Origin of the sequence: Nocardia noduli (assembly GCF_019038455.1) — a bacterium.
GTDB classification, from domain to species: Bacteria; Actinomycetota; Actinomycetes; order Mycobacteriales; family Mycobacteriaceae; genus Nocardia; species Nocardia noduli.
This window is the reverse complement of record NZ_JAFMPL010000007.1, coordinates 39,401-65,552: the sequence shown is the minus strand read 5'-3', so window position 1 is coordinate 65,552 and position 26,152 is coordinate 39,401. Positions and strand designations below refer to the sequence as shown.

Sequence of the window (26,152 nt, the reverse complement as noted above, 5' to 3'; positions counted from 1 at the left end):
GCGCTATTCGTTGACGGCGCGCGGTTCGACCAAGCGCAGGCCCGGCGCCTGCGCCGCGGTCTTGTCCGTCAGCCAGATCATCACACTCTGGTCCCGGTCGGAGTCGAGCGTCTCGAACGGCACGTCGACGGCACCGTGCACGGGATGATCGAAGGCGAGCACACCGGAACGATCGTCGCCGAGCCGATGTGGTTTCCAACGCTCGGCGAATTCCGGACTGCGCTGGAGCGCCGTGATCATCTCGCGCAGGGTGTCGTCGGCGGGCCAGCGAACTTTGGCCCGATTCAGGGCGGCGACGAAATGATCCGCGGCCGCCGACCAGTCGCGCAGCACGCGTTGCGCGGCCGGATGCATGAAGATGTACCAGGCCAGATTCGGCCGGTCGGCCTCGTCGAACAGGCCGAGCGGTGCGGCGAAATCGGCCCAGGCGGGATTCCAGCCGAGCACATCGAAACGTCGCCCGACCACGAGGGCGGGCGTCGGTTGCAGGGCCCGCAGAATCGTCCGCATCGAGTCGGCGAGTTGTTCGTCGGGCGATTCCGCACCGGGACAACGGTATTCGTTGCCGGAGGTCAGCGCGAGCATGGTGAAGTGGTCGCGCTGCGCACCGGCGAGCAGCAGCGCGTCGGCGAGGGCGTCGACCACCGACATCGACGGATTGCTATCGCGGCCCTGCTCGAGCCGGGCCAGGTAGTCGGCGCTGACGCCCGCCCGCACGGCCACTTCCTCGCGGCGTAATCCCGGGGTCCTGCGCCGCCCGCCCGCGGGCATACCGATATCGGCGGGTCGCAATTCGGCGCGCCGGGCGACCAGGAATTCCGCGAATCCGTTTCGGGCCATATCTCCATCCTGCCCTGTCCTGGGATCCGGAGCCGCGCCCTGCGAGGGCCAGGATAACGGCGGTCTGGTTATCCGATGACCAGCGCGCGATCGTCGATGGCATGACCAGTACCTCGGAATCCACCACCGCCACCCAGTCCCTCGCCGTCGGTGCATGGGCACTCGACACGGCCCACTCCTCGGTCGCCTTCACCATCCGTCACCTCGGCATCTCCAAGGTCCGCGGCGGGTTCACCCGGTTCGAGACCGAATTCGTGGTCGATGAGTCCGGCGCGGCCACCCTCGGCGCGACGATCCATCTCGATTCCTTCGACACCGGGAATCCCGACCGTGACAACCACATCCGGACCGCGGATTTCCTGGATGCCGCCAATCGTCCTACCCTCACCTTCCGCGCTCTCGGACCGGTGCGCGTCGCTGAGTCCTTCGTCGTGGAGGGTGAGGCGACGCTCGGCGACATCACCCGACCGCTCACCCTCGACGTCGAGTGGGGCGGTGTCCAGGACTTCGGCCCGAGCGGGGACCGTCATGCCGGATTCTCGGCGACCGGCACCATCAAGCGCACCGATTTCGGAGTCGGTGGCGCGTTGCCGGGTCTGCTCAGCGACGCCGTGAAGGTCGAACTCGAGATCCAGTTGGTCGAGCCGAAGTAGCGTCGTCGGCGCTGTTCGCTGACAGCGCAGGCAGCCGTCCGACACGGCGTCCCCGCCCTGCACTAGCCTTGGATTCGACAGCACAGGACTCTAGGTTCGGAGGTTGGCCGTGGAGGTCAAGATCGGTATATCGGATAGCCCGCGGGAGCTCGTGATCAACAGCTCGCAGACCCCGGACGAGGTCGAAGCGCTGGTCTCCGGTGCGCTGACCGGCGACACGGGCGTCGTGTCGCTGACCGACGAGAAGGGTCGCAAGTTCCTGATCCAGGCTTCCAAGGTCGCCTACGTGGAAATCGGCACGCCTGCCGCGGGCCGCGTCGGCTTCGCCGCCGTCTAGCCTTCGCCGCCGAGCGCGGATACGAACAGAGCCCCTGTGCTCGACCGACTCGGTCGAGCACAGGGGCTCTGTTCATCTGTTCCTAGGAGCCGAGGGTGCGCGGCGCGCCGCCGTCGAGCGGATGCAGCGGCACATGCGACAGACCGCCCCACGCGAGTGCGACGGTGGTGTCGACCGCGTCGTCCTTGGGGATCGGGCGGTCGGCCTCCAGCCAGTAGCGGGCGGTGAACTGGCTCGCTCCGACCAGGCCGACGGCGAGGATGCGCGCCCGGTAGGGGTCCAGGCCGGAATCGTGGGCCACGACATCGAAGACCGCGTCGACACAGGCTTCGGTCGCCTGCTCGACCCGGCGCTGCACCTGCGGCTCGCTGGTCAGGTCCGACTCGAAGACCAGGCGAAAGCCCTGCATCTCGTTGTCGACGAAGTCGAAGTACGCGGCGACGGCCGCGCGGACACGCTGCCTGTTATCGGTGGTCGAACGCAATGCCTGGCGTACGCTCGACACCAGCATGTCGACGTAGTTCTGGAGGACAGCCAGGTACAGTTCGAGTTTGCTGGTGAAGTGCTGGTACAGCACGGGCTTGCTCACACCGGCGCACTGGGAGATCTCGTCCATTCCCGCGGCGTGATAACCGCGTAGGACGAACACCTCACTGGCCGCATGGAGAAGCTGTTGGCGTCGTTCGTCACGCGGCAGACGAGTGCCGCGCTTGGTCGGCGCCATGGCCTCGGACGACGTTTTACGCGACGTCGGCCGGTCCACGAGGTCAGTCATTTCGGCTCTCCCAGTCGATTCCCCGGCAAATAGGGATTGTGCACCGGGTATCCCATGAACGATACCCGGTTGTGGCATACATGCGGTTCGGGGATACGCATGTAGTCCCCACGGTGAGATATATCGCAGCGAACCCCTGTGGTGTGTCATGTTCGCCGTTCCGGCTCCGCGGCACTCGTGGCGTTGCGATACCGCCGACTGTGAGAGTCTGGTGTGCGTGACCCATCGTGTCGACCGCCCCGGGCACTCGTCTTCCATACCCTATCCACGCCCCGCGACAGGTGCGATACCCGGCGCTGCTTCGGCCGGACGGCCTCGGTGCGCCGCCGGGCCGACGGAACCGTGATGTCGGAATCCATGGCCAGGTCCGACGGGCGGTCCGGTTCGACGAGGGGGCGGGCGCGTTCGGACCCGTCGGCCGACGGTGACGGGCCGACCCCGGAGCATTCCCGCGCGGAGGACGACAACGTCGGCACCGCGGTCGAGGTCAGCGACCCGTTCGGACTCCATGCCTCGGCCGATCGCTCACACCAACCGCTGCGGGCCCGCTGGGATCCGACCGCACCCGACGAGGCACGAACCCGGTCACCGCGCCCGGAACGCGGCGTCAAGAAACAGAGCGCGCTCGGCCGCTTCATCTCCACCTACGGCTGGCGCGCGTACGCCCTGCCCGTACTCTTCGTCGTCACCGTGCTGGTCGTCGTCGACGCCGTGAACGGCGGTCCCGAGGCCATCGGCGCGGGCGGGAATCCCGGATTCGGCAGGCTCAGCCCGCGCGCAGCCTCGGCGGGCATCATCGGCGCACCGCCGGGTGACGGACAGTTCCCCGGAGATCTCCCCACCGGCGCGCTCCCCGAGGGCGGCCCGTTCACCGAGATCGGCGCGGGCAGCTGGCACGTGGTGCCCGGCGCGGCCGCCGAATTCGGGGCGGGCGCGGAACTGCATCTGAGCTACACCGTCGAGATCGAGGACGGTATCGACACCTCCGGACTCGGCGGTGACATCGCGGTGGCGAGGATGGTGGACAGCACCCTGTCCAACCCGAAGAGTTGGTCGCACGACCGCAAATTCGCCTTCCGCCGGATCGACCAGGGCGAACCCGATTTCCGCATCTCCCTGACCTCGCGTGAGTCCACCCGCAAGGCCTGCGGATTCGATATCCCGATCGACTCCTCCTGCTACAACGCCGACCTGCGGCGCGTGGTGCTCTCGGAAGTCCGCTGGGTCCGCGGCGCGCTCGCCTTCGAGGGCGATATCGGCTCCTACCGGCAGTATCAGATCAACCACGAGGTCGGCCACGCCATCGGCTACCACCAGCACCAGCCCTGTGAGACCGACGGGGGACTCGCGCCGGTGATGATGCAGCAGACCTTCGGAACCAAGAACAACGACATCGCCGCCCTCGACCCCGACGGCGTCGTCCCCATGGACGGCAAGCGTTGCCGCTTCAACCCCTGGCCCTACCCTCGCGGTTAGCCGTCCCGCGGGGTGCGTACGCGCGCCCGGGGCGGGTACGCGACCATAGAACGGGAAGAACGGCCCGCTCGCCGGTGTTGCACGGGTGGTCAACGCCGTGATGTCAAAAGCCGTGATCGGCCAATTCGATTCGAGGAGTCCTGGACGTGTCATCATCGAAGTCCCTGCCGCCGCTCGTCGAGCCGGCCGCGGAGCTGACTACCGACGAGATCGCGCGCTACAGTCGCCACCTGATCATCCCCGATCTGGGTGTCGACGGGCAGAAGCGCCTGAAGAACGCCAAGGTGCTGGTGATCGGCGCGGGCGGTCTCGGCTCGCCCGCCCTGCTGTATCTCGCAGCGGCCGGCGTCGGCACGCTCGGCATCGTCGAATTCGACGAGGTCGACGCCTCCAACCTGCAACGTCAGATCATCCACGGCGAGTCCGACATCGGTCGTCCCAAGGCCGACAGCGCCCGCGACTCGATCCACGAGATCAACTCCGGGATCACCGTCAACCTGCACAAGATCCGGCTCGAGCCCGAGAACGCGATCGAGTTGTTCCGCGACTACGACCTGATCGTCGACGGCACCGACAACTTCGCCACCCGCTATCTCGTCAACGACGCGGCGGTGCTGGCCGGTAAGCCGTACGTGTGGGGTTCCATCTACCGCTTCGAGGGCCAGGTCTCGGTCTTCTGGGAAGACGCGCCCGACGACCGCGGCATCAACTACCGCGACCTGTACCCCGAGGCCCCGCCGCCCGGCATGGTCCCGTCCTGCGCCGAAGGCGGCGTGCTCGGCGTGCTGTGCGCGTCCATCGGTTCGGTCATGGTCACCGAGGCGATCAAACTCCTCACCGGCATCGGCGACCCGCTGCTCGGTCGACTGATGGTCTACGACGCACTCGACATGAGCTACCGCACCATCAAGCTGCGGCGCGATCCCGAACGTGTGCCGATCACCGAATTGATCGACTACGAGGCGTTCTGCGGCGTGGTCTCCGACGAGGGCGTCGCGGCGGCGGCCGGGTCGACCATCACCGCGCGCGAACTCAAGGAACTGCTCGACGCGGGCAAGGATATCGAGCTCATCGACGTCCGCGAGCCGGTCGAATGGGACATCGTGCACATCGAGGGCGCGAAACTGATCCCGAAGGATCGCATCCTCTCCGGCGAGGTCCTGGCCGAGTTGCCGCAGAACCGCCCCATCGTGCTGCACTGCAAGACCGGTATCCGCTCGGCCGAGGTCCTGGCCGCCTTGAAGAAGGCCGGTTTCTCCGACGCCACCCACGTCCAGGGCGGCATAGTCGCCTGGGCGAAACAGATCGACACCTCGCTTCCCGTCTACTGATCACACCGCGCATCGGGTTCCATGCCCGGTGCGCGGTATACGAATTCGACACCGGACCGCGACCCCGATCGGCGGTGTGGCAGTGTTCCGGGCCGCCGAGACCGGCGGTACGGTACGGCCGTGACTTCTGTGGAACCCCCCGAGCACGTGCGCGCGACGTTCGGTCTGCGCGAAGTGACCCCGGTGTCCCTGGGAGACTGGGACGGCGGCTGGCGTTGCGGTGACGTGGTGCTCAGCCCCGTCGCCGACCACGCGCGCGCCGCATGGTCGGCGAAGATCCGCGAGACGCTCGAGGTCGACGGCGTGCGCCTGGCCCGCCCCGTACGCGCCACCGATGGCCGCTACGTCGTCTCTGGCTGGCGCGCCGACACCCACCTGGATGGCTTCCCCGAACCCCGCCACGACGAGGTCGTCTCGGTATCGCTGCGCCTGCACCAGGCCACCGCGGAACTGGAACGTCCTCGTTTCCTCGTACAGCCGCCCGTCGCGCCTTGGATGGACGTCGACGTCTTCGTCGCCGCCGACCGCGCCGCCTGGGAGGCCGTCCCGCTGCGCACCCTGCGCGCTGGCGGCATGCCCCCACCCGTCACCCCGGACGGCATCCGCAGCATGGAGCTGATCGGTCAGCTGGCGACACTGCGCAAATCCGTCCGAACACCCCCGCAACTGGTGCACGGTGATCTCTTCGGCACCGTGCTGTTCTCCGGACCGGGCACCCCCGGTCTCTCGGACCTGACACCGTACTGGCGCCCACCCCAATGGGCCGCGGGCGTCATCGTCATCGATGCCCTCGCGTGGGGCGGCGCCGACGACGGGTTGTTGGACCGCTGGGCGGACCTACCGGAATGGCCACAGATGTTGTTGCGCGCGGTCATGTTTCGGTTGGCGGTGCATGCTTTGCATCCGCGTTCGACGCCGGACGCCTTTCCGGGGTTGGCGCGGGCGGCGGATATGGTGCGGTTGATGCTGTGACGGTCGCTGCTCGGGGTGATGGCCGATCACGTGCCGTCGCGACGCGGGGCCGGGCCGTTCGATCATGCGAACCCCGCTCTGAGCCTTAGATTTTCGGCTAAACTAAGTGCACCGCGTGTCTATACACATGCCTGGGGGAGCCATGCCCAATCTGCGGTGTAGTCTGTGCGCACAATCGCCGCCAGGTCGCGACTTTCGGATAGAGACCAGCGCGGCCTGCTACGAGCGGTTCGAGGACGGCGGCAGGTGAGAATCCAACCGAGAGAACAGATTCTGAACATCTGGCAGGCGATGTTCGACTCATGCTGGGACAGGGAGAAGGAGACCTGGTCGTGGGGCGGGCGGGACGGCGTCAACTCGATCAGTGATTCCGAACAACTGCTGTGTCTGCTCTATCCTGCCACCGAAATCGATGCCTTCGCCCTGCATGATCCGGATCGGGTCGAAAACGATGTGAGCGAGAGACTGGAACCGATCGGTGGTCGCACGTGGGGCGGCTCGTTCCTGGTCAAACTCCTCGACGAGTATATCGCCAACAACACCGACGAAACCGGACAGCCGATCTTCGCCAGTGGTGGTTATCTGAAGAGTTCGGACAGTCGGCAACCGACGCCGGTACAACGCCGCATCGAGGTGGTCGACGCGTATTCGATGTCGTTGACGTTGTGCATGGCGGGACTGCGGTTTCTGCGCGACCACATCGCAGCAGTCTGGCAGAACCGCCCGGATGAGCAGATGCAGCAGCTGGTCGACGCGGTCAGTACCCGGTTGACCGCCGCTATGACCGGACTGGTCCGTAGTTTCGTCGTCAACACGATGTTTCCGAAATCGTCCGAGGGACAAGCGATCCTTTCGATGCTCAATGTCGACGGGCGCTCGGAACAGAACGTGTTGAGCGGCGTGAAATTCAGCTTGGAGCGTGTCAGGGCGAGATTGCGCAGTGACGTCGTCCTCGGCCAGGAGACCTCCGTCAAAGGCCTGGAGAACGACAATCTGTTGTTCGAATGTGGTTGGAGCTGGGGCATCCCCGAGGACGCGAGCCCGGTCGGCTTCATCGATGCTCCGATCGCCAAGGCGGTGGGAACCGCGGAATCCCGTCCATACCTGTACTTCACGATGGTCGCCCTCGACGGCATCAACGACCTCGTCTCGCCGCAAGCCGGTGAAATGGGCATGCTGGACGAACAACAGCATCGGTTGGCCCAGGCATTGCGGACCCGGTGGGAACTGACCCAGCTCTACTGGTCGACGGTCGCGCGATTCGGTGACGGGGTCTGGCCGCTGGAGGATATCCCTTGGCGCACATCGGATGGCGATCAGTCGGACTACTACAGTCTGATCGTCTCCGCCGTGCTGATCCAGGATCTGGTATCCCGCAGTGCCTCCGATGACGATCTGACACGAGCGGTCGCGATCTTCGACGAACTGGCCGGGCGCGGCCGAATCATCAGGCGTGCCACCGAAGACGACCCGGCGATACGTCTGCATTCCCCCGGTGTGCGTCTCGATCTGCGCGGCACCGAGCGGATCGACAGCGGTCCGATGTTGCAGTGGGAGGTCTCGGACTATTCGGCTGTGCTGCTCAAGCGGATGTTGCAGGCGGCTCGGTTGTCCAACAATGTCAACGCCAGGGACAAATTGATGGATCTGTCCAAGGCGACGATGGAACATCTGCACCACAGACGCCTGGAAACGGGAGCGGTCGGCCTCTGGGATGACGCGGGCAAGGTTTTCGGCGGCAAGGACGCGCCGCGCGAGACCCGGCCGTCCTGGTACATGACCGAGCGGCTGATCGAATGTCTCGTCATGGCCGAGCGCACCTACAGCGCCGCGCCCCCGAATTGGCCCGAACTCCAGGTTGTCGCACAGGTTCTGCTCGACACGGCCGAACACCGTTTCGATCAGGAATTGCTGAACGTGACGATCGGCATCGGTCTGCGCAGCCGTGGCACGATGCAGCGCGTCGAGCATCACATCGATGAGGCTCGGCAGTTGGTGCGCAAGGACGCGGCCTCCGCGCTCGTGCACACGCTGGAGGCCCTACGCGATCTCAATGGTCTGGAGATCGGCCGGACCGACGCGAACAGGAACATGTAAGCGCATGATCGTCTTCGCGACGTCGGACAAGGGGGGCACGGGCCGGTCGGTGACCAGCTGCAACATGGGCTTCCGCCTGTCCGCGAGCGGAAACAGCGTGGCCTACCTGGATTTCGATTTCGGTTCTCCGACAACGGGTGCGCTCTTCGAGATCAGTGGTTTGGAACGTGGAATTCCGCCGACCAAGGACCGAGCCTCCGGTACCGAGCAAGGACAAGGTCTGCACTCCTACCTTTTGGGTCGGATCGACACTCCTGCGCGTGTGAACGTGCGTGACAGCACCGATCGCGCCGAATTGCGCAAGATAGGCGGCCGTGGCGGCCAGTTGGTGCTGTTTCCCGGTGATCAGGGCGGCGGCGAATTCGCTTACGGCAAGGATCCGTCGATTGTCGATCGGTGCGCCGGATTGTTGCTGTCGATAGATCGTGAATTCGATGTCTGCCTGGTCGATCTCAGCGCGGGCAGGTCGGCGGCGATGGAAATCGTATTGAAGGCGACCGCGACCGAGGCGCTACGAGGGCGGACGGTGCGGTGGCTGGTCTTCCACCGCTGGACGCGTCAGCACATCTTCGCGGCGCACGGTCTCGTGCACGGAGCGAACGGTTTATTGGACTGCGGTGAACGCGCAGGTCACGAGCCCAAGACGCTTCTGATGAACACCCGGTTCATCCGCACCGCGGTACCGGATCTCGCTCGCATGTATCCCGACAGTTCGGGCGCGCAGACGTCATGGCTGGAACGTCAGGACCGGATTCTGAACAAATTGGCGGGTGATCTGAAGATCGGTGCCAGTTCGGTCCTGGGTTCGGTCCTCGTCGAGCCCGTCCTGCAGATGCGCGAACAGCTGATCCTCGATGTCGACGTGGACAACGAGATCGCCAATCGGGCGACCATCGAGGCGATCGAGAAGCTCTCGGCACAGCTGCTGGACGAGCGAAGTTGGCGTCCGCTGAACAATCCGCGGTGGCGGCCGCACAACTGACCTGCATTCTTCCGACTATCGATCACTGGAGAGGTTCACGACCCCGTGGAGCATGCGCCCGGCTATACCGAAGCGACCGAGCACGCACGTGTGAGCGCCGTGCCGTTATCGCATCTCTCGATAGAGGTCGGCCATTTCTACATGCACGACCTCACAGCCGGACCGGGTCCGATCAAAGCTCAGTTCCGACGCATCGCGCCGCTCGTCAGGGCGTTGACCGAAATCGCGGAGGACGACTTCGGTGAAAATCCTCGGGTGAGTACCTGCTTCTTGATCGACGATTACTTCCGGCGCGATACCGTTCCGGAGAGAATCCTCGACGATCTGCTCGGCGCCGCGGACGAATGCGGGTTACGGATCGACTATCTGGCTCGCGAGGCGGGATGCTGGGAGGTCCCCGCCGTGGTTCGTGACGGGGTGGTGCGGACCCCCGCCATCGCGCTGGCCGAGCATGTACGAGGTCGGATAGTCCAGGAACCTCAGGTCGGTCACAACGGCACCCGGCCACCCGCCTCCGAATCCGGGTGGCTGTGCAACGGGAAACGAGAATCCGGCGGCAAGCCGGGGCAGTCGATGCACGCGGACGAACCGTATGAATACCCCGAGGAATTCGGGCGGCGTGAGCATTCGATATTCCTCGACGTCGAGATGTGGAACCTGGAACGCACCCGCCGCGGTGCGGAGACCGGGACCAAATGGTCATGCCCGTATCTGGCCTCGATCTGGCAGTTGCTTCGGCTGGGATTGCTGCGCTACGACGGCCGACCCGCGGTCGAGCCGCAGCCGTGGTCTCGTGACTCGCCCAGGCACGACAGTTGGTGGGAAATGCCATCGATCATCCAACTCAATCCGGCAGCCAAACCGTTCGCGGCCTACCGGTCCTTGTCGATCCTTCCGCAACGGTACGTGGGTATCGAGTACGCGGTGCGGGTGATCATGGACCATATAAGACTCGACGCCGAAGTTGTCGACCAAGTGGTCGAGCGGGGGGCCCGCGAGGGCATCACCGTTCCACGTCGAGCCGCCGAGCGGCTCAGCCATCACCTCTTGCCGGGGTCCTGAATGACCGGTACCGGATCCGGCCGTCGAGGTGGAGTGCGCTTCACCCGCTCCACCGTGGATATTCGCGTGAACCGTCGGGCGAGGACGGAGCGTCTGCTGACTCGGGGCGCACAGGCGCAGCCGCGTGCGGCTCGCCCACTCCCGGATGTTCTGGCGGTGTTCGGCGAGATCTCGAGCGGGTTGCTACCGACGGCAGTCGCGTTGCGGCGCAGCGAAGTCGAAGAGATACTCGAATTGGCGCCAGGCCAGCGAGCCCACTGGCGGGAACGTCCTATCTCCCTGGGAGTCTCGGCGTCCGGGGCAGAGGGTGTGGACTGTCAGCTCGCGGCGCCCGGCCACACCTCCGTTCGAGCGATCGGCACGGTCGCCGTGCGCGCGGTGGTGGTCGGTGGGAGAGTTGTGCAGAGTTCGGGCCAAGCGATCGTGGTCCGGTCCCCGTCCGATCAACGGATGCCGTGGTCGCACTATCTGGAGCGAGACGGCGTCCTCGAAGTTGTCACCAAGGTCAACGGCGACACAGGGATACGATTGTCGGAGGGCTTCCTCGCCGGTCAGTCGGCCGGGCAGAGTCTGGATCTCACCTCGATCACCGAACGTCTGCGACGCCGGATCGGAATGAACACCGCACTCGGCAACGACTTACCGCTTCGAGTTCGTGGAACTCGGCTGCGCTGGGTCGCGCGAGTGGATGATGTCGCGGTGCCTCGAGTGAGTCTCAGACTGCACGACGATACCCGACGCACGGCGCTGATCCGGGTGCCGTCAGAATCCGAATTGACGGCAGCACAGCGGTTCTGTGAGGATCTCGCACTGCACGACTGGTTGCTGACCGCGATCGCGGCCACCATCGAGCGCGCTGATCTGGCAGGCCCGGCGAGTGCGGCCTCGACGGATATTCTGGCTACTTTTCTACAGAACCTCGCGCATCTCTGGGCTCCGGGTGCCCATACGCCCGAACCGATGCGAAAGCTCTGGCGGCAACTTCAAGACGAACCGGATTTCACCGCTGACTGGCGTCGTTCCATCGACCACCTGCGCCACAGGATGATGGTGGCCACCTGGCACGCCATCCGCGCCAACCTGGTCGGTATGCCGCCGGACGCCTGACATGGTTCAGATCCGGAACCAGCGCCGGACGAGCAAGGCGAAGAACACCGACATGAATACCGTTCCGGTCCACGCTTCCACGACCAGAATCACCCGTCCCGGTGTGCCGATGCCGTCGAGTTCCCCGAGGCCGGTCGGGTTGAGGTAGTTGATGAAAGAGATATGCACCGACGTCGCCAGGGGCTCGTGACCGGCGCTCCACAACACGAGTGAGAAGATCGCCAGCTGTACCGCTATCCAGCCGAGCATGCGGAACGGCCGGAAACCGTAGCCGCACAGCAGATCCGAGATCTGTCCGGGAACACGTCGCCAAGCCGGGAGAGTGGCCAGTCGTTTGGCGCGTGCCCTCGCCAGTCGGCACCGGTCCTGCGCGTCGAAATCCTCGTCCAGGGCGAACAAGGATGTGGCACGTTTGAAGGCGAGCGCGGCATGGGCAGGCAAGCGGGAATCGATCAGTCGGGAGCCGAGGCTTTCGTAGATCTCGGCGGTACGTATACTCTGCGTCCCACTCAGCCGCCGCGGTCCTCTGAACTCGGTCTCGACGGCGAGTAGCGCGGTGACTATCCATCGGATGGCATCCGTGTCGATCGCGGATGCTTCACGCGGAATTTCGGCATTCTCCGCCTGCCGACGTGTCAGCAGGCGACGCATCCGACGTCTGACGGCCTGTATGGTGTCGGATCCGCGACGGAGGAGGGAACGGATACCCCACCGGGCGAGAGCAGGATTCTGATGCGTGTCGACCTTGTCGTATATATGGGCGAAGATCAGTTCGTCACCGCGCGGTGGAACCTTCGATATCTGGTACTCGATCACCGAATCCTCTACGTGCCGATGGAATTCGGCGAGGAGCTGCCTCTCGATCCGGCGAGTCGAATCGGCTCGAGGAGTGACGAATTCGGCGATCTGCTCCGTGTAGTACTTGTCCGCAAGTCGCTCGATGAATGTGGTGATCGATTGAACTTCCTGCGGTAGGTCGCCTTGGCCGTCGTATTCGGTCAACGTCGCTTCCCCCGGTGCGATCGAACTTCCTCAACGATATCAATTGTTTTCGATCAAGGGTGGGGTCCGCGTGGGCGCTTGATCCAGCGAGGATCGCCGGGATCGTCGCTGCGCCAGCGGCGACGATCACCATTCAAGCTGTGCTCCAAGACTTCTCGCGGCTCGTTGCTGCCGAAGTAGCTGTCGTCCTTGGCGATTCTGACGAATCCGGCGAGTTCGAAGAGAGCAGCCGCGCCTCTGTTGCTCGGTCGGACCGTGAGCCGAACTCTGTCGGCGCGTTCGGATCGGCAATGTTCCACGGCGTGCTCGAGTAGGCTTCGTCCGAGTCCGCGTCGCCGGTACTGCTCTGTGACACCCAGACTCATCACCCACGCGCAGCGCTTGGTTCCGAGCCCGACCAGAGCGTGACCGCGGATCGTATCCTCGACCTCGGCCACTACCCAATGCGCACCGTGCAGGTCGAACAATTGTCGCAACAACATATAGGGGTACGCGGAATCGCCGAACAGTTCGCGTTCGACGGCGGCGATCGTTTCCAGATCCTCTAGTCGTGCCCGTCGCAACACTGTGATCCCCGCCCTGCTGTCGATATCCATCCGTGCCCCCGTCGGACCGTCTGATTCTCCCACCCAGAGTAGAGGCACCGGTTAGCAGCGGGATCGATTTTCCGACAACGCGATGTGCGCGAAATTAGCTGTGAGACTGTGCATTTCCCGACTCATCGCAGTGCTGTCAGTGCTGTCGCACCTTCGCAACCCGATCGCAAACCAGCGGTTGCGAGAGAGTCGGGCATTCGCATCGCTGTCGAGGGTGATCTGCTCCCGCGATCGCGGCACGGCCCCGCGAACGCCGAACGCCGCCCGGGGTGGCCCGGGCGGCGTTCGGCGATGGGGGTGGTGGGGATTACACGTTCGCGTAGGCCAGGGAGGAGATGCGGCCGGTGGCGAAGCTGGAGCGGAGGTAGAAGAACCAGGTGACGGCGCCCATCACCAGGAAGGCTCCGGCGTAGGCCCAGAAGGCCGGGGTCATGCTGCCGAAGTTGATGTTGGACAGGCGAAGTGCCTGCTGGAGGACGTAGCCGCCGGAGGCGCCGATCGCTCCGATGACGCCGATGGCTGCGCCTGCCTGCCTGCGGGCCGAAGCGGTGGCTTCGGAGATGTCCATGCCGTGTTCGGAGGCGTATTTCTTGGCTTCCGCGCTGAAGATGGACGGGATCATGCGGTAGGTGGAGCCGTTGCCGATGCCGGTGAGGATGAACAGCACCAGGAAGGCGGCAAGGTAGAGCGGGAAGCTCTTCATCTCCAGGGCCGCCATGATGAGCGCGACCGCCACCGACATGCCGCCGAAGACGAAGACGGTCATCTTGGCGCCACCGACCTTGTCGGAGACCCAGCCGCCGAACGGACGGCTGAAGGATCCGACGAGGGCGCCGAGGAAGGCCAGGTTGCCGAGGGTGGTGATCCAGCCGATCTTGGCCAGGTCGGGGAAGTTGGCCTTGATCAGGGTCGGGAAGGCGAAGGAGAAGCCGATGAAGGATCCGAAGGTGCCGATGTAGAGGAAGGACATGATCCAGGTGTGGCGGTTGGTCAGCGCCAGTTTGTAGGACTTGCCATCGGATTTGGCGGTGCCGATGCTGTCCATGTAGCGCAGGGCGCCGAAGGTGGCGACGAGGATGAATGGGATCCAGACCAGGACCGACAGGGTGATGCCGAAGCGGTAGCCCGCGGCGTCCTTGGCCATGATGTGGGTGCCGAGGGTGATCAGCAGCGGCAGCACCAACTGGGTCTGCGCGACGCCGAGATTTCCGCCCGCGGCGTTGATGCCGAGGGCCGCGCCCTTTTTACCTTCGGGGAAGAAGAAGGAGATATTGGCCATCGACGACGAGAAGTTGCCGCCACCGACACCGGCCAGCGCCGCCAGCACCATGAATACCCACATCGGGGTTTCGGGCTGATTGACGAAATAGGCCAATCCGATTGTCGGAATCAGCAGCATCGCCGCGCTGAACGCGGTGAACGCTCGTCCGCCGAATTTCGGGATGGCGAAGGTGTACGGAATTCGCAGTGCCGCGCCGACCAGGGTCGGGGTCGATGTCAGCAGCAGTGCGTTGCTCACCGCGGTCGGGTTGCCCTTGCCGAGACCGGCCAGGAAGTCGAATCCGGCCAGGCCCATGCTGGTGACGACGGTGCCCCAGATGACCCAGATGCTGAATCCGAGGTTCTCGGCGAATACCGAGAAGATCAAATTCTTGCGCGCGGTCTTCTTACCGCCCGCTTCCCAGAATTCGGTGTTGTCCGGTTCCCATTTATCGAGCCAGCGTCCGCGAGTCTGATGCTCGAACGCCTGCGTTTCCGACTGTTGTCCGGTGGTAGCTACTGTGGCAGTCATCGGCTCCCTCTCGATTGCCTCGCTACGGTCGAGACAAACGTAGAAGTTGGTTGTTGCGCGCCGATGGCCTTCCGTTGCGTTCCCGGCAAATTCGACTCACACGGTCGAATTGCGTTCGGTGACCTGTTGGTTACGTCGATTTATGATGCGCGACCGGTCGGTCCTGGCGCGGCTCGGGGTACTCGGCGATCAGTGATCCGAGGAAGCATCGTGTCGCCTGCGCCGCCCGCTCGGCGTCGCCGTCTATGACAGCTTGCACCAGTTCCTGGTGCTCGGTGTTGTAGGAGTCGTCGGATTTCGCGGTGCGCGAGCGGATCACCTGCTCGATGGTCGGCAGCAGCGAGTCGTAGAACTCGAGGTACACCGCGTTGTGGCTGGCGACCACGATCGCCCGGTGCAGCGCGACGTCCGCGGCGATCGCGGCGGGGTTGCCCTCGCCCCAGGTGTGACGGCCGCGTTCGTCGAGCAGGCGCTCGAGGGTGGCGATGTCGTTGTCGTCGCGGCGTCGGGCGGCCAGGGCCGCCGCGGTGGTGTCGAGGGCCTCGCGTAGTTCGAGGACGTCGCGTTCCTCTGCGTCGGCGAAGTATTTGGCGAGGGTGCCGCCGACTTCGGATATCGCGATCACATAGGTGCCCGAACCCTGACGGCGTTCCAGCATGCCCGCGTGGACGAGGGCCTGGACCGCTTCGCGCACGGTGTTCCGCCCCGTCCCCGTGAGCTCGGTGAGCTCCGGCTCGGTGGGAATGCGGGAGCCGATAGACCAACGGCCCGAACGTATTTCGGCACGCAGTTGCTCGGTTACCTGGGCGATGAGGCTGGTGCGCCGGACTGGTTGCACCGCATCAGAGTACCGCCCATCACAAATACGTTGCCTCCTATCATCGGGTCATCCTATGATTTGTCGGTGACAGCTACCCTCACCGACACCACGACCCGCCCGGATCAGACCTCCGTCGAGCCGCGCAGGCGCGCGCTCGCGGAGGGTCGGCTCCTGGTACTCACCGCGATCGTGATATCGGCGCTCACCCTCCGGGTCGCCGTCACGGCGTTCAGTCCCCTTGCCGAGCGAATCGGCGACGACATCGGATATTCGACCGCGATCATCGGCGTCTTCGGCATGGTGCCGACCGCGATGTTCGCGGTCTCCGGCCTGATCGCCCCGTTCCTGGTCGGCCGGATCGGCCTGGAGCGCACCGCGCTGACCGCCATGGTGCTGGCCGGACTCGGCATGCTGATCCGCGCCCTCGTCGGCGGCACCGGCGAACTGCTGCTGTTCTCCGGGCTCGCCCTCGCGGGGATGGGTATCGGCAACGTGGTGATCCCGCCGCTGGTGAAACGCTATTTCCCCGACCGTCTCGCGGTGATCAGCTCCCTGTACATCACCATGGTGCAACTGGGCACCGTCGTGCCCGCGCTGATCGCGGTGCCGGTCGCGCAGGCGCACGGCTGGCGGATCTCCCTGGGATTGTGGGCCGTGCTCGGTTTCGCCGCCGCGCTCCCGTGGATCGGTGTGCTGCGGGTGCGGCGCGGGCGCGAGGTGGTGGACGAGACGGCACTGCCGGGCGCCGAGCCCGAGGTGCGAGGCCGGGTCTGGCGTTCGCCGCTGGCCTGGGGGATGGCCGCCATGTTCGGCATGACCTCGTTGACCACCTACGCGATCTTCGCGTGGCTGCCCCAGATCCTGGCCGAGGCGGGGGCGAGCGACGGTTTCGGCGGCACCATGGTCGGGCTGTTCGCCCTGGTCGGGCTGGTCTCGGCGTTCACCGCGCCGACCATCGTCGCCCGGTTCCGCAATCCTTTCCCGTTCGTGGTGCTCTTCGCCGCCTTCTTCTTCATCGCCTTCGCCGGACTGCTGATCGCGCCGATGAGCGCGACGGTGCTGTGGGTGGTGATCCTCGGACTCGGTCCGAGCACCTTCCCGATGGCGCTGACGCTGATCAACGTCCGCACCCGCACCGCGCGCGGCTCGGCCGCTCTGTCGGGGTTCACCCAGGGCATCGGTTACGCCGTGGCGTGCGCCGGGCCGCTGCTGTTCGGCGCTCTGCACACCGCGACGGGCGGCTGGCTCGCGCCGTTCGCGATGCTGAGCGTCGCGGTGCTGGTGCTGCTCGTCGGCGCGTGGCAGGCGTGCAGGCCGCGCGTTCTCGAGGACGGCTGGGCCTGACCGAGAAAAGAACCTCACAACTCGAGTTGCGAGGTCGTGCGGAAGCGGCCATTCTTTTCCGAAAGGGTCGTGCGCGTCACACCTCACCGCCGCTTTATTGTGAGATCGGCTCTTTGTCACCGACGGAAACCGTTGTGTCACATCGTTGAAACATAGACCCGGAACTCACTTCGGGTTTCGGGTAAACGTGAGCAACCGTTGATTCAGCGGTCATTTCGCGCAGCATTTCGGCAATACCTGTTTCCTACCGTTGGGCTAACCGATTTTGGGAGGCCCTGTTGAGCACGCTGACGCGTAACCGCAACATCGAGCACTGGGATGCCGAGGATGTCGACGCCTGGGAGGCGGGCGGTAAAGATGTCGCCAAGCGCAATCTGATCTGGTCGGTCTTCGCCGAGCACGTCGGGTTCTCGGTCTGGTCGATCTGGTCGGTGATGGTGCTGTTCATGCCGACCGACAAGTTCGGCATCGATCCGGCGGGCAAGTTCTTCCTCGTCGCGGTGCCGACGCTGGTCGGCGCGATCCTGCGCATTCCGTACACCGTCGCCACCGCGCGCTTCGGCGGACGCAACTGGACGATCTTCAGCGCCGGGCTGCTGCTGATTCCGACGCTGCTGACCCTGTACTTCATCAACCAGCCAGGAACCTCGTACACGACGTTCCTGATCGTGGCGGCGTTCGCCGGTCTCGGCGGCGGCAACTTCGCCTCGTCGATGACCAATATCAACGCCTTCTACCCGCAACGGCTCAAGGGCTGGGCGCTCGGCCTGAACGCGGGCGGCGGCAATATCGGCGTCCCGGTGATCCAGTTGATCGGCCTGCTGGTCATCGCGACCCTGGGCAACCAGTACGCCTCGCTGATCTGCGCCATCTACCTGGTGCTCGTCGCGCTGGCCGGTGTCGGCGCCGCGCTCTACATGGACAACCTGAAGAACCAGAAGGCCGACCTGTCCTACATGATCACGGCGCTCAAGGTGCCGCAGTCGTGGGCGATCGCGTTCCTCTACATCGGCACCTTCGGCTCGTTCATCGGCTACAGCTTCGCCTTCGGCCAGGTGCTCCAGATCAGCTTCAAGGCCGGTGGCGACAGCGCCGCGCAGGCCGCGCTGCACGCCGCGCAGATCGCCTTCATCGGCCCGCTGCTGGGTTCGCTCGCCAGGCCCTACGGCGGCAAACTCGCCGACCGCATCGGCGGCAGCCGCGTCACCTTCTACGTCTTCGGCGCGATGATGGCCGCCGCGGTGGTCGTCGGTGTCGCCAGCACCATGGGCGACAGCAACAAGGGTGTGCCGACCGGCGGTGTGATGACCATGCTGGTCGTCGGATTCATCGCGCTGTTCGTGCTCTCCGGTGTCGGCAACGGCTCGGTCACCAAGATCATCCCGTCGGTCTTCGACGCCAAGAGCAAGAGCCTGGACGCCACTCCGGCGGCACAGGCGGCCTGGTCGCAGAACACCTCCGGCGCGCTCATCGGCTTCGTCGGCGCGATCGGCGCACTCGGCGGTGTCGGCATCAACCTGGTGCTGCGCTCGTCCTACTCGTCGACCGCTTCCGCCACCACCGCGTTCTGGGTCTTCATGGCCTTCTACGTCGCCTGCGCCGTGGTGACCTGGGCGGTCTTCCTGCGCAGGCCCACCTCGGGCAGCCGGTCCACCGACTCCGATGTCGTGGTCGAGGCCGAGTCGCTGGTCCGGCAGGCCGAACACGCCGACAGCGCACCGTCCACCAATTCGTCGGCTCGCGCCTGACATTCGCACCAGTACGGAGACACTCATGAACCCCACCGTCGATCCGACGCAACGCAAAACCGCGGTGGTCGTGGGCCACGGCATGGTCGGTCACCGCTTCGTCGAAGCGCTCCGGTCCCGCGACGACGCAGGCCTGTGGCAGGTGCTCGTCCTGAGCGAGGAGCAGCTTCCCGCCTACGACCGCGTCGGCCTCTCGGCCTACGTCGGCACCTGGGACGCTGCCGCGCTCGCCCTGCCCGGCAATGAGTACGCGGGCGACGACCTGGTCGAGCTGCGCCTGGGCCAGCGCGGTATCGCCATCGACCGCGACGCTCGCAAGGTCACCACCTCCGAGGGCGACACCATCGCCTACGACGCGCTGGTCCTGGCGACCGGCTCCTACGCCTTCGTGCCGCCGGTGCCGGGGCACGACCTGCCGGAATGTTTCGTCTACCGCACCCTCGACGATCTCGACGGCATCAGGGCGGCCGCCGAGGCCGCAGGGCCGGGCGCGCACGGCGTCGTCATCGGCGGCGGTCTGCTGGGGCTGGAAGCGGCGAACGCGCTGCGCCTGCTCGGGATGACCCCGCACGTCGTCGAATACAACGAGCGGCTGATGCCCGCCCAGATCGACGCGGGCGGCGGCGCGATCCTGGAGAAGCTGGTCACCGATCTGGGACTGAACGTCCACACCGGTGTCGGCACCTCCTCGATCGAAAAACTGGACGACGGCAAACTCGAGCTGACGCTGTCCGACGATTCCCGGATCGTCGCCTCGCTGGTGGTGTTCTCCGCGGGCATCCGTCCGCGTGACGAGATCGCCAGGGAATCCGGTATCGAGGTCGGCCCGCGCGGCGGCATCATCACCGATCTCGGTCTGCGGACCTCCGATCCCCACATCTGGGCGATCGGCGAATGCGCCGCGGTCGAGGGCGTCTGCTACGGCCTGGTCGCCCCCGGCTACACCACCGCGGAAATCGTCGCCGACCGCCTGCTCGGCGGCGCGGGTGAGTTCCCCGGCGCGGATATGTCCACCAAACTGAAGTTGCTCGGCGTCGACGTGGCGAGTTTCGGCGACGCGCACGGCGTCACCGAGGGCGCGCTGTCGGTGGTGCTGCACGACGCGGCCAAAGGCACCTACGCCAAGCTGGTCGTCTCCGACGACGCGAAGATCCTGCTCGGCGGCATCCTGGTCGGCGACGCCACCGCCTACTCGGCACTGCGTCCGCTGGTCGGCCGCCCGCTGCCCGCCGAACCCGCGGCGCTGATCTCGCCCGCCGGTGCGGAACTGGGCGCGGACTCGCTGCCCGACGACGCGCAGATCTGCTCCTGCAACAACGTCAGCAAGGGCGCGATCTGCGGTGCCATCGCCGAAGGCGCCTGCGACGTGCCCGCCGTCAAGAGCTGCACCTCCGCCGGAACCTCCTGCGGCGGTTGCGTTCCCATGCTCAAGAAGCTGCTCGAACAGTCCGGCGTCGAGATGTCCAAGGCGCTGTGCGAGCACTTCTCGCAGTCGCGCGCCGAGTTGTTCCAGATCGTCCAGGTCACCGGAATCCGCACCTTCTCCGGCCTGATCGCCAAGCACGGCAAGGGATCCGGCTGCGATATCTGCAAGCCGACCGTCGCCTCCATCCTGGCGTCCACCTCGAGCGAGCACATCCTCGACGGCGAGCAGGCCGCGCTCCAGGACACCAACGACCACTTCCTGGCCAACCTCCAGAAGAACGGCACCTATTCGGTGGTGCCTCGGATGCCGGGCGGTGAGGTCACCGCCGAACAGCTCATCACCATCGGCGAGGTCGCCAAGGAATTCGGCCTGTACGTCAAGGTCACCGGCGGCCAGCGCATCGACCTGTTCGGCGCGCGCGTCGAGCAGTTGCCGCTGATCTGGAAGCGCCTGGTCGACGCGGGCATGGAATCGGGCCACGCGTACGGCAAATCGCTGCGGACCGTCAAGAGCTGCGTCGGCTCCACCTGGTGCCGCTACGGCCAGCAGGATTCGGTCGGCATGGCCGTACTGCTGGAGAAGCGCTACCGTGGACTGCGGTCCCCGCACAAGCTCAAGCTCGCCGTTTCGGGCTGCGCGCGCGAATGCGCCGAGGCCAGGGGCAAGGATGTCGGCGTCATCGCCACCGAGCACGGCTGGAACCTCTACGTCGGCGGCAACGGCGGTCTCACCCCCAAGCACGCGGTACTGCTCGCGGGCGATCTGGACGACGAGACCCTGATCAAGTACATCGACCGCTACCTGATGTTCTACATCCGCACCGCCGACCGCCTGCAGCGCACAGCGCCGTGGCAGGAGGCGCTGGAGGGCGGCATGGACTACCTCAAGCAGGTCGTGTGCGAGGACAGCCTGGGGATCGCCGACGATCTGGAGGCCGCGATGGCCGCCCACGTCCACGGCTACCGCGACGAATGGGCCGCCGTTCTCGACGACGAGGAGAAACTGTCGCGTTTCGTGTCCTTCGTCAACGCTCCCGAGGAGAGCGACCCGACCATCTCGTTCGACGACAGCGGCGAACGCAAGGTGCCGGTGCTGCTCGGCCTGCCGGAGATCCCGGTCGCGGCGGGTGTGGGATCCACCACAGCCACGCACGGGAAATGAGCGCTTAACCGCGTGGAAACAGGACGCCGGTACCAATGAGACAGGCGTTCGGAGGAGGAACCCGATGACCGTTATCGATACACCCAGCATTTCGCAGGCCACGGCCACGGGTTGGACACAGGCGTGCCGACTCGACTACTTGATTCCCGGCCGCGGCGCCGCGGTGTTGCTGAAAGGTGGCCGTCAGGCCGCCCTGTTCCTACTGACCGACGGCACGGTGTGCGCCGTTGGTAATATCGATCCGATCGGCCGGGCCGCGGTGATGTCGCGTGGGATCGTCGGTGATCGCGGCGGGATTCCCGTCGTCGCATCGCCACTGCTGAAGCAGGCGTTCTCCTTGCTCGACGGCCGGTGCCTCGACGACGAGTCGGCAACGCTGCCGGTGTACGCGGTGCGTGTGGACGACGGCATCGTTTCGGTATCCAATGAGCCGGTGGCGTCCGGGCTCGAATCCTCGGACGGATGAACACCCATGACGACAATCGACGCGGGCGCGTGTCTCGCCGGGTTCACGGTCGGCATCACGGCAGCGCGACGTGCCGATGAGTTCGCCACGCTGCTGACCAGGCGGGGTGCGACGGTCGTCTCGGCCCCCGCCATCCGCATCATTCCGCTGGCCGACGACACCGAGCTGGAGCGGGTCACCCGCCAGCTCGTGTCCGATCCGCCCAAGATCACCGTCGCGACCACCGGCATCGGATTCCGCGGCTGGATGGAGGCCGCCGAGGGCTGGGGGCTGGCCGAAGAGCTGCGCACCACCCTCGCCGGTAACCGGATGCTCGCCCGCGGCCCCAAGGCCAAGGGCGCCATCCGCGCGGCCGAACTGCGCGAGGAGTGGTCGCCCGCCTCGGAGTCCTCCGCCGAGGTGCTCGACCACCTGCTCGCCGAAGGTGTGGAAGGTGTGCGCATCGCGGTCCAGTTGCACGGCGCCACCACCGAATGGGAACCGATTCCGGATTTCTGCGAGGTGTTGCGCTGCGCGGGCGCCGATGTGGTTCCGGTGCCGGTCTACCGCTGGATCCCGCCCGTGGATCAGGGGCCGATGGACCAGATGATCGAGGCGATCGTCACCGCGAATCTGGATTGCGTGACCTTCACCAGCGCGCCCGCCGTGGCGTCGATGCTGATGCGCGCCAAGGAGACCGGACTTCTGGAGGGTGTTTTGCACGCCCTGCGCGGCCGGGTACTGCCCGCCTGCGTCGGACCGATCACCGCGGCTCCGCTCGAAGAACTCGGTGTGCCGACGTCGATGCCGGCCAGGGCCAGGCTCGGCGCGCTCGCTCGCCACGTCGCGGAGGAATTGCCGCGGCGCGCCAACCGGATCCAGGCCGCCGGTCACCAGATCAGCGTGCGCGGTGGCTGCGTCGTGGTCGACGGTGTGGTGCGTCAGCTCGCGCCCGCGCCGATGGCCCTGATGCGTTCACTCGCCCGCCAGCCCGGCCGGGTCGTGTCCCGCGAGGATCTGCTCGCGGCGCTGCCCGGTGGCGGCGACGACACCCACGCGGTCGAGACGGCCATCGCACGGTTGCGTGCGGGCCTGGGCACCCCCAAGGCGATCCAGACCGTGGTCAAACGCGGCTACCGGCTCGCGCTGGACGCCGTCGAATGCCCGGACAACTTCCCGCGTCAGCTGGACGGACAGCGTCCCCCGCTGCCCGGTATGAACACGCCAGCTCGGGCGTCGCGCTATGTCCAGTCGATGGGGAGCTGGTCGGCATGACGGCGCGACGACGAGCGGGACGGAACTGCGTAGACGGGCCGGAGTCGTGACCTCGCCCGCCGTGGTCCTGGTGGCACACGGCACCAGGAGCACCAGGGGTGTCGAGATGATCGCCGCGCTGGCCGAAGCGGTGTCGCGGGAACTGACCGCGCGAGCGGAACCCGCGGGCGAGTGGGCGACGACCCGGGCGCCCGTGGTCCGCACGGCGTTCGTCGACGTGCTCGGTCCCTCGCCTTCGGAAGTGCTGCGCGATCTGGAAGCGACGGCGGGATCGGTTCCCGCCGTGGTGGTTCCGGCGTTCCTCGCCTCCGGCTACCACGTCTACCAGGACGTTCCGCGTGAAGTCGCGGAGAGCGGACACCCCGCCGTCGCGGTCACCAGGGCGATGGGCCCGGACCCGGCGTTGGCGCACGTCATGACCATGCGACTTCGTGCCGCGGGTTGGCGACGCGGCGACGCGGTCGTCCTGGCCGCCGCCGGATCGTCGGATGCCAGGGCGCGCAAGGATGTCCGGCGCTCGGCGGCCCTGCTCGCCGAACACCTCGGCGCGCCGGTGCGGATCGCCTACGTCGCGACCGGAGCCCCTCGCGTTCCCGAGGTCGTCGCCGATCTCAGGGAGTCGGGCGCGCGCCGCGTGTTCATCGCCTCGTACCTGTTGGCGCACGGCCTGTTCCAGCAGCGTCTGCACGAGGCGGGCGCGGACGGCGTGGCCGAACCCATCGGCGTGCACCCGGCCGTCGTCCGGCTGATCGCCGACCGATACCGCACCGCCGCAGCGGAATTGACGCGGGTCCGGGTTCTCTGAAGCACCGGTCGCTCCGCACTACACCGCGTGGCGCGGCGATCGGGTGAACGAGGTCCGGTAGGCGCTCGGTGACAGTCCGACCTGGCGAATCATGTGCTGGCGCAGTGATTCCGCCGAGCCGAGTCCGCAGTGGCGCGCCACCTGGTCCATGGGCAGGGTGGTGGATTCCAGGAGTTCGCGGGCGCGGTGGACGCGCTGGTGGGTGAGCCATTTCTGCGGACTCATCCCGGTCTCCTCGTGGAATCGGCGGGTCAGGGTACGCACGCTGGTGCGCGCGTGACGCGCGAGTTCGTCCAGGGACAGGGGAGTATCGAGCCTGCCCATGGCCCATTCCCTGGTCGACGCCAGTGACAGTCCGTTCTCCGGTGGCAGCGCGGTGTCGACGAATTGGGCCTGGCCGCCGGGGCGCACCGGCGTCACGACGGCGAGGCGGGCGACGGCATTGGCGATACTCGATCCGTAATCGGTGCGAATCAGGTGCAGGCACAGGTCGATTCCGGCCGCGGCTCCCGCCGCGGTGGTGACGGGCCCGTCCTCGATGAACAGCGCGTCGGTGCGGACCGTCAGTTCCGGATACAGCGCGCTCAGTTCGTCGGCCAGACCCCAGTGCGTGGTCGCCGCGCGTCCGTCGAGTAGTCCGGCCTGGGCGAGAACGAAAGCGCCGCTACAGATCGAGGTGACGCGCGCCCCGCGCTCGAGGGCGCGGCGCAACGCGGCGACGGTGGCCGGGTCGGCGGTGTCGCGCGCTCCGGTGCTCGGCACGATGACGGTGTCGGCCGCGTCCACGGCCTCCAGGCCGTGCGGCACCACCACGTCGAAGCCGCCGATTCCGGCGCTGACCACCCCGGGTTCGGCGGTGCAGACCGTCACCGAATAGCCGGGTTCGCCGTCGACGGTCACCGAGCCGAGCAGGGTGTGCGGCATGGACAGGTCGAAGGTCTTCACGGGCGGGACGGCGACGACGGCGACGGATTTCATGGCTGGATCCTTGGGATAGGTGGCAAGGCGGCCACTAGCCTACCCGTCGGCGACGCGGCAGGGTGGATGACACGAGATCGGCGGATCGCGCCGATGTACGAAACACACTGTCCCAGAAGGGAAACCAACATGCCTCAGCATGTCATCATCGGTCGTGGCGGCACCGCGTCGGCCACCGCGCTACTACTCGCCGACAGGGGCGAGCAGGTGCGCGTGGTCAGCCGCAGCGGCACCGGACCCGACCATCCGAATATCGAGCGAGTGGCTCTGGACGCCACCGACGCCACCGCTCTCGCCGCGGTCGCGCGGGGCGCCGCGACCGTTTTCAATACGGCGATGCCCGCCTATCACACCTGGCCGGAAGCTGTTCCGCCGCTGTTCGGCGCGATCCTGTCGGCAGCCGAGCAGGCGAACGCGGATCTGGTGATGCTCGGCAACCTGTACGGCTACGGTCCGGTCGACGGACCGCTGACCGAGGACGCGCCGCTCGCGGCGACGGGACCGAAGGGCGCCGTTCGCGCACGCATGTGGCGGGAGGCCGAAGCAGCCCACCGCGCGGGCCGGGTCCGGGTGACGGAGGTGCGGGCGGGCCAATTCCTCGGCGCGGGAGCGGTTTCGGTGTTCTCGCTGATGGTGCAGTCCAACGTGCTGTCCGGGCGGCTCGCGCTCGTCCCGCAGGCGGTGGAGCTTCCGCATTCCTACACCGCGATCACCGACGCGGCGGCCGCGCTCGTCGCGGTCGCCGGTGACGACCGGGCCTGGGGTCGCGCGTGGCACGCCCCGATCATCACCTCGACCGTCCGCGAGTTGGCGACCAGGCTGGCCGCTCTCGCGAGCGTCGAGCCGCCGTCCCTCGAGGTGATGACCGACCGCGAACTGACCCTGCTCGGCCTCGGCGACCCGTTCTGGATCGAGGTGTTCGAGACCTATCACATGTCGCATCGGACGTTCCTCGTCGACGATTCGGCTCTACGTGACACTTTCGGCGTCGGTGCGACCGATCTCGACGACGTGTTGAAAACGGTCGTGCCCGCCGCGTGAGCCGAATGCACCGTTGCGGGGTATTCACGGTGAAACGTGCGTTTCCGGCCGAACACGCCCGGTGAGTACGCGAAACACCACGAACAC

General features: G+C 66.3%; 23 protein-coding genes. 16 read left to right on the top strand and 7 right to left on the bottom strand.

From position 1 onward, the window contains the following. Nucleotides 1-3: 3 nt before the first annotated feature. Complete coding sequence (locus tag JZ792_RS07065; RefSeq protein WP_216908060.1) at nucleotides 4-840, bottom strand: helix-turn-helix transcriptional regulator; 837 nt, start codon at nucleotides 838-840, stop codon at nucleotides 4-6. A 101-nt stretch (nucleotides 841-941) separates the two neighbouring features. On the opposite strand from JZ792_RS07065, the gene JZ792_RS07060 reads away from it, so the two are divergent. Next, complete coding sequence (locus tag JZ792_RS07060) at nucleotides 942-1,493, top strand: YceI family protein (RefSeq protein ID WP_216908058.1); 552 nt, start codon at nucleotides 942-944, stop codon at nucleotides 1,491-1,493. 109 nt (nucleotides 1,494-1,602) lie between these two features. Further along, nucleotides 1,603-1,830, top strand: coding sequence for a DUF3107 domain-containing protein (locus tag JZ792_RS07055; RefSeq protein WP_216908056.1), 228 nt, complete (start codon nucleotides 1,603-1,605; stop codon nucleotides 1,828-1,830). An 82-nt stretch (nucleotides 1,831-1,912) separates the two neighbouring features. On the opposite strand, the gene fasR is transcribed toward JZ792_RS07055, so the two are convergent. Continuing rightward, complete coding sequence (gene fasR / locus JZ792_RS07050; protein ID WP_109528364.1) at nucleotides 1,913-2,605, bottom strand: HTH-type transcriptional activator FasR; 693 nt, start codon at nucleotides 2,603-2,605, stop codon at nucleotides 1,913-1,915. Nucleotides 2,606-2,950: 345 nt separating this feature from the next. Between fasR and JZ792_RS07045 the strand changes: the two genes are divergently transcribed. The 7 genes from JZ792_RS07045 (at nucleotide 2,951) to JZ792_RS07015 (ending at nucleotide 11,632) form a co-directional block, all read left to right on the top strand. After that, complete coding sequence (locus tag JZ792_RS07045; RefSeq protein WP_254189431.1) at nucleotides 2,951-4,081, top strand: DUF3152 domain-containing protein; 1,131 nt, start codon at nucleotides 2,951-2,953, stop codon at nucleotides 4,079-4,081. Between the two features lie 146 nt (nucleotides 4,082-4,227). Further along, complete coding sequence (moeZ, locus tag JZ792_RS07040) at nucleotides 4,228-5,412, top strand: adenylyltransferase/sulfurtransferase MoeZ (protein WP_109528363.1); 1,185 nt, start codon at nucleotides 4,228-4,230, stop codon at nucleotides 5,410-5,412. A 120-nt stretch (nucleotides 5,413-5,532) separates the two neighbouring features. Further along, nucleotides 5,533-6,384, top strand: coding sequence for a TIGR02569 family protein (locus JZ792_RS07035; RefSeq protein WP_216908054.1), 852 nt, complete (start codon nucleotides 5,533-5,535; stop codon nucleotides 6,382-6,384). A 246-nt stretch (nucleotides 6,385-6,630) separates the two neighbouring features. Next, entirely contained in the window at nucleotides 6,631-8,481 is a 1,851-nt protein-coding gene (locus tag JZ792_RS07030) for an SCO2524 family protein (RefSeq protein ID WP_308165180.1), read from the top strand. Nucleotides 8,482-8,485: 4 nt separating this feature from the next. Beyond that, nucleotides 8,486-9,463, top strand: a complete 978-nt coding sequence (locus JZ792_RS07025; RefSeq protein WP_216908052.1) for an SCO2523 family variant P-loop protein — start codon at nucleotides 8,486-8,488, stop codon at nucleotides 9,461-9,463. 45 nt (nucleotides 9,464-9,508) lie between these two features. After that, entirely contained in the window at nucleotides 9,509-10,525 is a 1,017-nt protein-coding gene (locus tag JZ792_RS07020; protein ID WP_216908050.1) for an SCO2522 family protein, read from the top strand. Nucleotides 10,526-10,681: 156 nt separating this feature from the next. After that, the gene (locus tag JZ792_RS07015) at nucleotides 10,682-11,632 is read left to right on the top strand and encodes an SCO2521 family protein (RefSeq protein ID WP_216908048.1); all 951 of its coding nucleotides are present in this window, start codon (nucleotides 10,682-10,684) and stop codon (nucleotides 11,630-11,632) included. Nucleotides 11,633-11,638: 6 nt separating this feature from the next. On the opposite strand, the gene JZ792_RS07010 is transcribed toward JZ792_RS07015, so the two are convergent. The 4 genes from JZ792_RS07010 to JZ792_RS06995 all read right to left on the bottom strand — a co-directional run bounded on the left by JZ792_RS07010 (nucleotide 11,639) and on the right by JZ792_RS06995 (nucleotide 15,860). Continuing rightward, nucleotides 11,639-12,634: a hypothetical protein gene (locus JZ792_RS07010; RefSeq protein WP_216908046.1), complete on the bottom strand. Its 996-nt coding sequence runs from the start codon at nucleotides 12,632-12,634 to the stop codon at nucleotides 11,639-11,641. Between the two features lie 53 nt (nucleotides 12,635-12,687). Further along, nucleotides 12,688-13,230 (bottom strand): GNAT family N-acetyltransferase, encoded by a 543-nt coding sequence (locus JZ792_RS07005; RefSeq protein ID WP_216908044.1) that lies wholly within the window; start codon nucleotides 13,228-13,230, stop codon nucleotides 12,688-12,690. Between the two features lie 307 nt (nucleotides 13,231-13,537). Continuing rightward, nucleotides 13,538-15,022 carry an MFS transporter gene (locus tag JZ792_RS07000; protein WP_216908042.1) on the bottom strand — a complete coding sequence of 495 codons (1,485 nt, stop codon included), beginning with the start codon at nucleotides 15,020-15,022 and terminating at the stop codon, nucleotides 13,538-13,540. 130 nt (nucleotides 15,023-15,152) lie between these two features. Then, on the bottom strand, nucleotides 15,153-15,860 hold the full coding sequence (locus JZ792_RS06995; protein WP_216908040.1) for a FadR/GntR family transcriptional regulator: 708 nt from the start codon (nucleotides 15,858-15,860) through the stop codon (nucleotides 15,153-15,155). 66 nt (nucleotides 15,861-15,926) lie between these two features. Between JZ792_RS06995 and JZ792_RS06990 the strand changes: the two genes are divergently transcribed. The 6 genes from JZ792_RS06990 to JZ792_RS06965 all read left to right on the top strand — a co-directional run bounded on the left by JZ792_RS06990 (nucleotide 15,927) and on the right by JZ792_RS06965 (nucleotide 24,046). Then, a complete protein-coding gene (locus JZ792_RS06990) occupies nucleotides 15,927-17,186 on the top strand; it encodes an MFS transporter (protein ID WP_216908038.1) in 1,260 nt (419 codons plus the stop codon). Between the two features lie 275 nt (nucleotides 17,187-17,461). Continuing rightward, on the top strand, nucleotides 17,462-18,934 hold the full coding sequence (locus JZ792_RS06985) for a nitrate/nitrite transporter (RefSeq protein WP_216908178.1): 1,473 nt from the start codon (nucleotides 17,462-17,464) through the stop codon (nucleotides 18,932-18,934). Nucleotides 18,935-18,959: 25 nt separating this feature from the next. Then, complete coding sequence (nirB, locus tag JZ792_RS06980) at nucleotides 18,960-21,521, top strand: nitrite reductase large subunit NirB (RefSeq protein ID WP_216908036.1); 2,562 nt, start codon at nucleotides 18,960-18,962, stop codon at nucleotides 21,519-21,521. A gap of 64 nt (nucleotides 21,522-21,585) precedes the next feature. Continuing rightward, a complete protein-coding gene (nirD, locus tag JZ792_RS06975) occupies nucleotides 21,586-21,987 on the top strand; it encodes a nitrite reductase small subunit NirD (RefSeq protein WP_216908034.1) in 402 nt (133 codons plus the stop codon). A gap of 6 nt (nucleotides 21,988-21,993) precedes the next feature. Continuing rightward, nucleotides 21,994-23,241: a uroporphyrinogen-III synthase gene (locus tag JZ792_RS06970; protein ID WP_216908032.1), complete on the top strand. Its 1,248-nt coding sequence runs from the start codon at nucleotides 21,994-21,996 to the stop codon at nucleotides 23,239-23,241. 46 nt (nucleotides 23,242-23,287) lie between these two features. Continuing rightward, nucleotides 23,288-24,046: a sirohydrochlorin chelatase gene (locus tag JZ792_RS06965; protein WP_216908030.1), complete on the top strand. Its 759-nt coding sequence runs from the start codon at nucleotides 23,288-23,290 to the stop codon at nucleotides 24,044-24,046. A gap of 18 nt (nucleotides 24,047-24,064) precedes the next feature. On the opposite strand, the gene JZ792_RS06960 is transcribed toward JZ792_RS06965, so the two are convergent. Continuing rightward, on the bottom strand, nucleotides 24,065-25,024 hold the full coding sequence (locus tag JZ792_RS06960) for a GlxA family transcriptional regulator (protein ID WP_216908027.1): 960 nt from the start codon (nucleotides 25,022-25,024) through the stop codon (nucleotides 24,065-24,067). Between the two features lie 129 nt (nucleotides 25,025-25,153). Between JZ792_RS06960 and JZ792_RS06955 the strand changes: the two genes are divergently transcribed. After that, the gene (locus JZ792_RS06955) at nucleotides 25,154-26,065 is read left to right on the top strand and encodes an NAD-dependent epimerase/dehydratase family protein (RefSeq protein WP_216908025.1); all 912 of its coding nucleotides are present in this window, start codon (nucleotides 25,154-25,156) and stop codon (nucleotides 26,063-26,065) included. The last annotated feature ends 87 nt before the right edge of the window (nucleotides 26,066-26,152 follow it).

What these genes read in the sequence shown, in the direction of transcription:
- JZ792_RS07065 (WP_216908060.1), bottom strand. Translation starts at nt 840, where the DNA reads ATGGCCCGAAACGGATTCGCGGAATTCCTGGTCGCCCGGCGCGCCGAA.
- JZ792_RS07060 (WP_216908058.1), top strand. Translation starts at nt 942, where the DNA reads ATGACCAGTACCTCGGAATCCACCACCGCCACCCAGTCCCTCGCCGTC.
- fasR (WP_109528364.1), bottom strand. Translation starts at nt 2,605, where the DNA reads ATGACTGACCTCGTGGACCGGCCGACGTCGCGTAAAACGTCGTCCGAG.
- JZ792_RS07045 (WP_254189431.1), top strand. Translation starts at nt 2,951, where the DNA reads ATGTCGGAATCCATGGCCAGGTCCGACGGGCGGTCCGGTTCGACGAGG.
- JZ792_RS07025 (WP_216908052.1), top strand. Translation starts at nt 8,486, where the DNA reads ATGATCGTCTTCGCGACGTCGGACAAGGGGGGCACGGGCCGGTCGGTG.
- JZ792_RS07005 (WP_216908044.1), bottom strand. Translation starts at nt 13,230, where the DNA reads ATGGATATCGACAGCAGGGCGGGGATCACAGTGTTGCGACGGGCACGA.
- JZ792_RS07000 (WP_216908042.1), bottom strand. Translation starts at nt 15,022, where the DNA reads ATGACTGCCACAGTAGCTACCACCGGACAACAGTCGGAAACGCAGGCG.
- nirB (WP_216908036.1), top strand. Translation starts at nt 18,960, where the DNA reads ATGAACCCCACCGTCGATCCGACGCAACGCAAAACCGCGGTGGTCGTG.
- nirD (WP_216908034.1), top strand. Translation starts at nt 21,586, where the DNA reads ATGACCGTTATCGATACACCCAGCATTTCGCAGGCCACGGCCACGGGT.
- JZ792_RS06970 (WP_216908032.1), top strand. Translation starts at nt 21,994, where the DNA reads ATGACGACAATCGACGCGGGCGCGTGTCTCGCCGGGTTCACGGTCGGC.
- JZ792_RS06960 (WP_216908027.1), bottom strand. Translation starts at nt 25,024, where the DNA reads ATGAAATCCGTCGCCGTCGTCGCCGTCCCGCCCGTGAAGACCTTCGAC.
- JZ792_RS06955 (WP_216908025.1), top strand. Translation starts at nt 25,154, where the DNA reads ATGCCTCAGCATGTCATCATCGGTCGTGGCGGCACCGCGTCGGCCACC.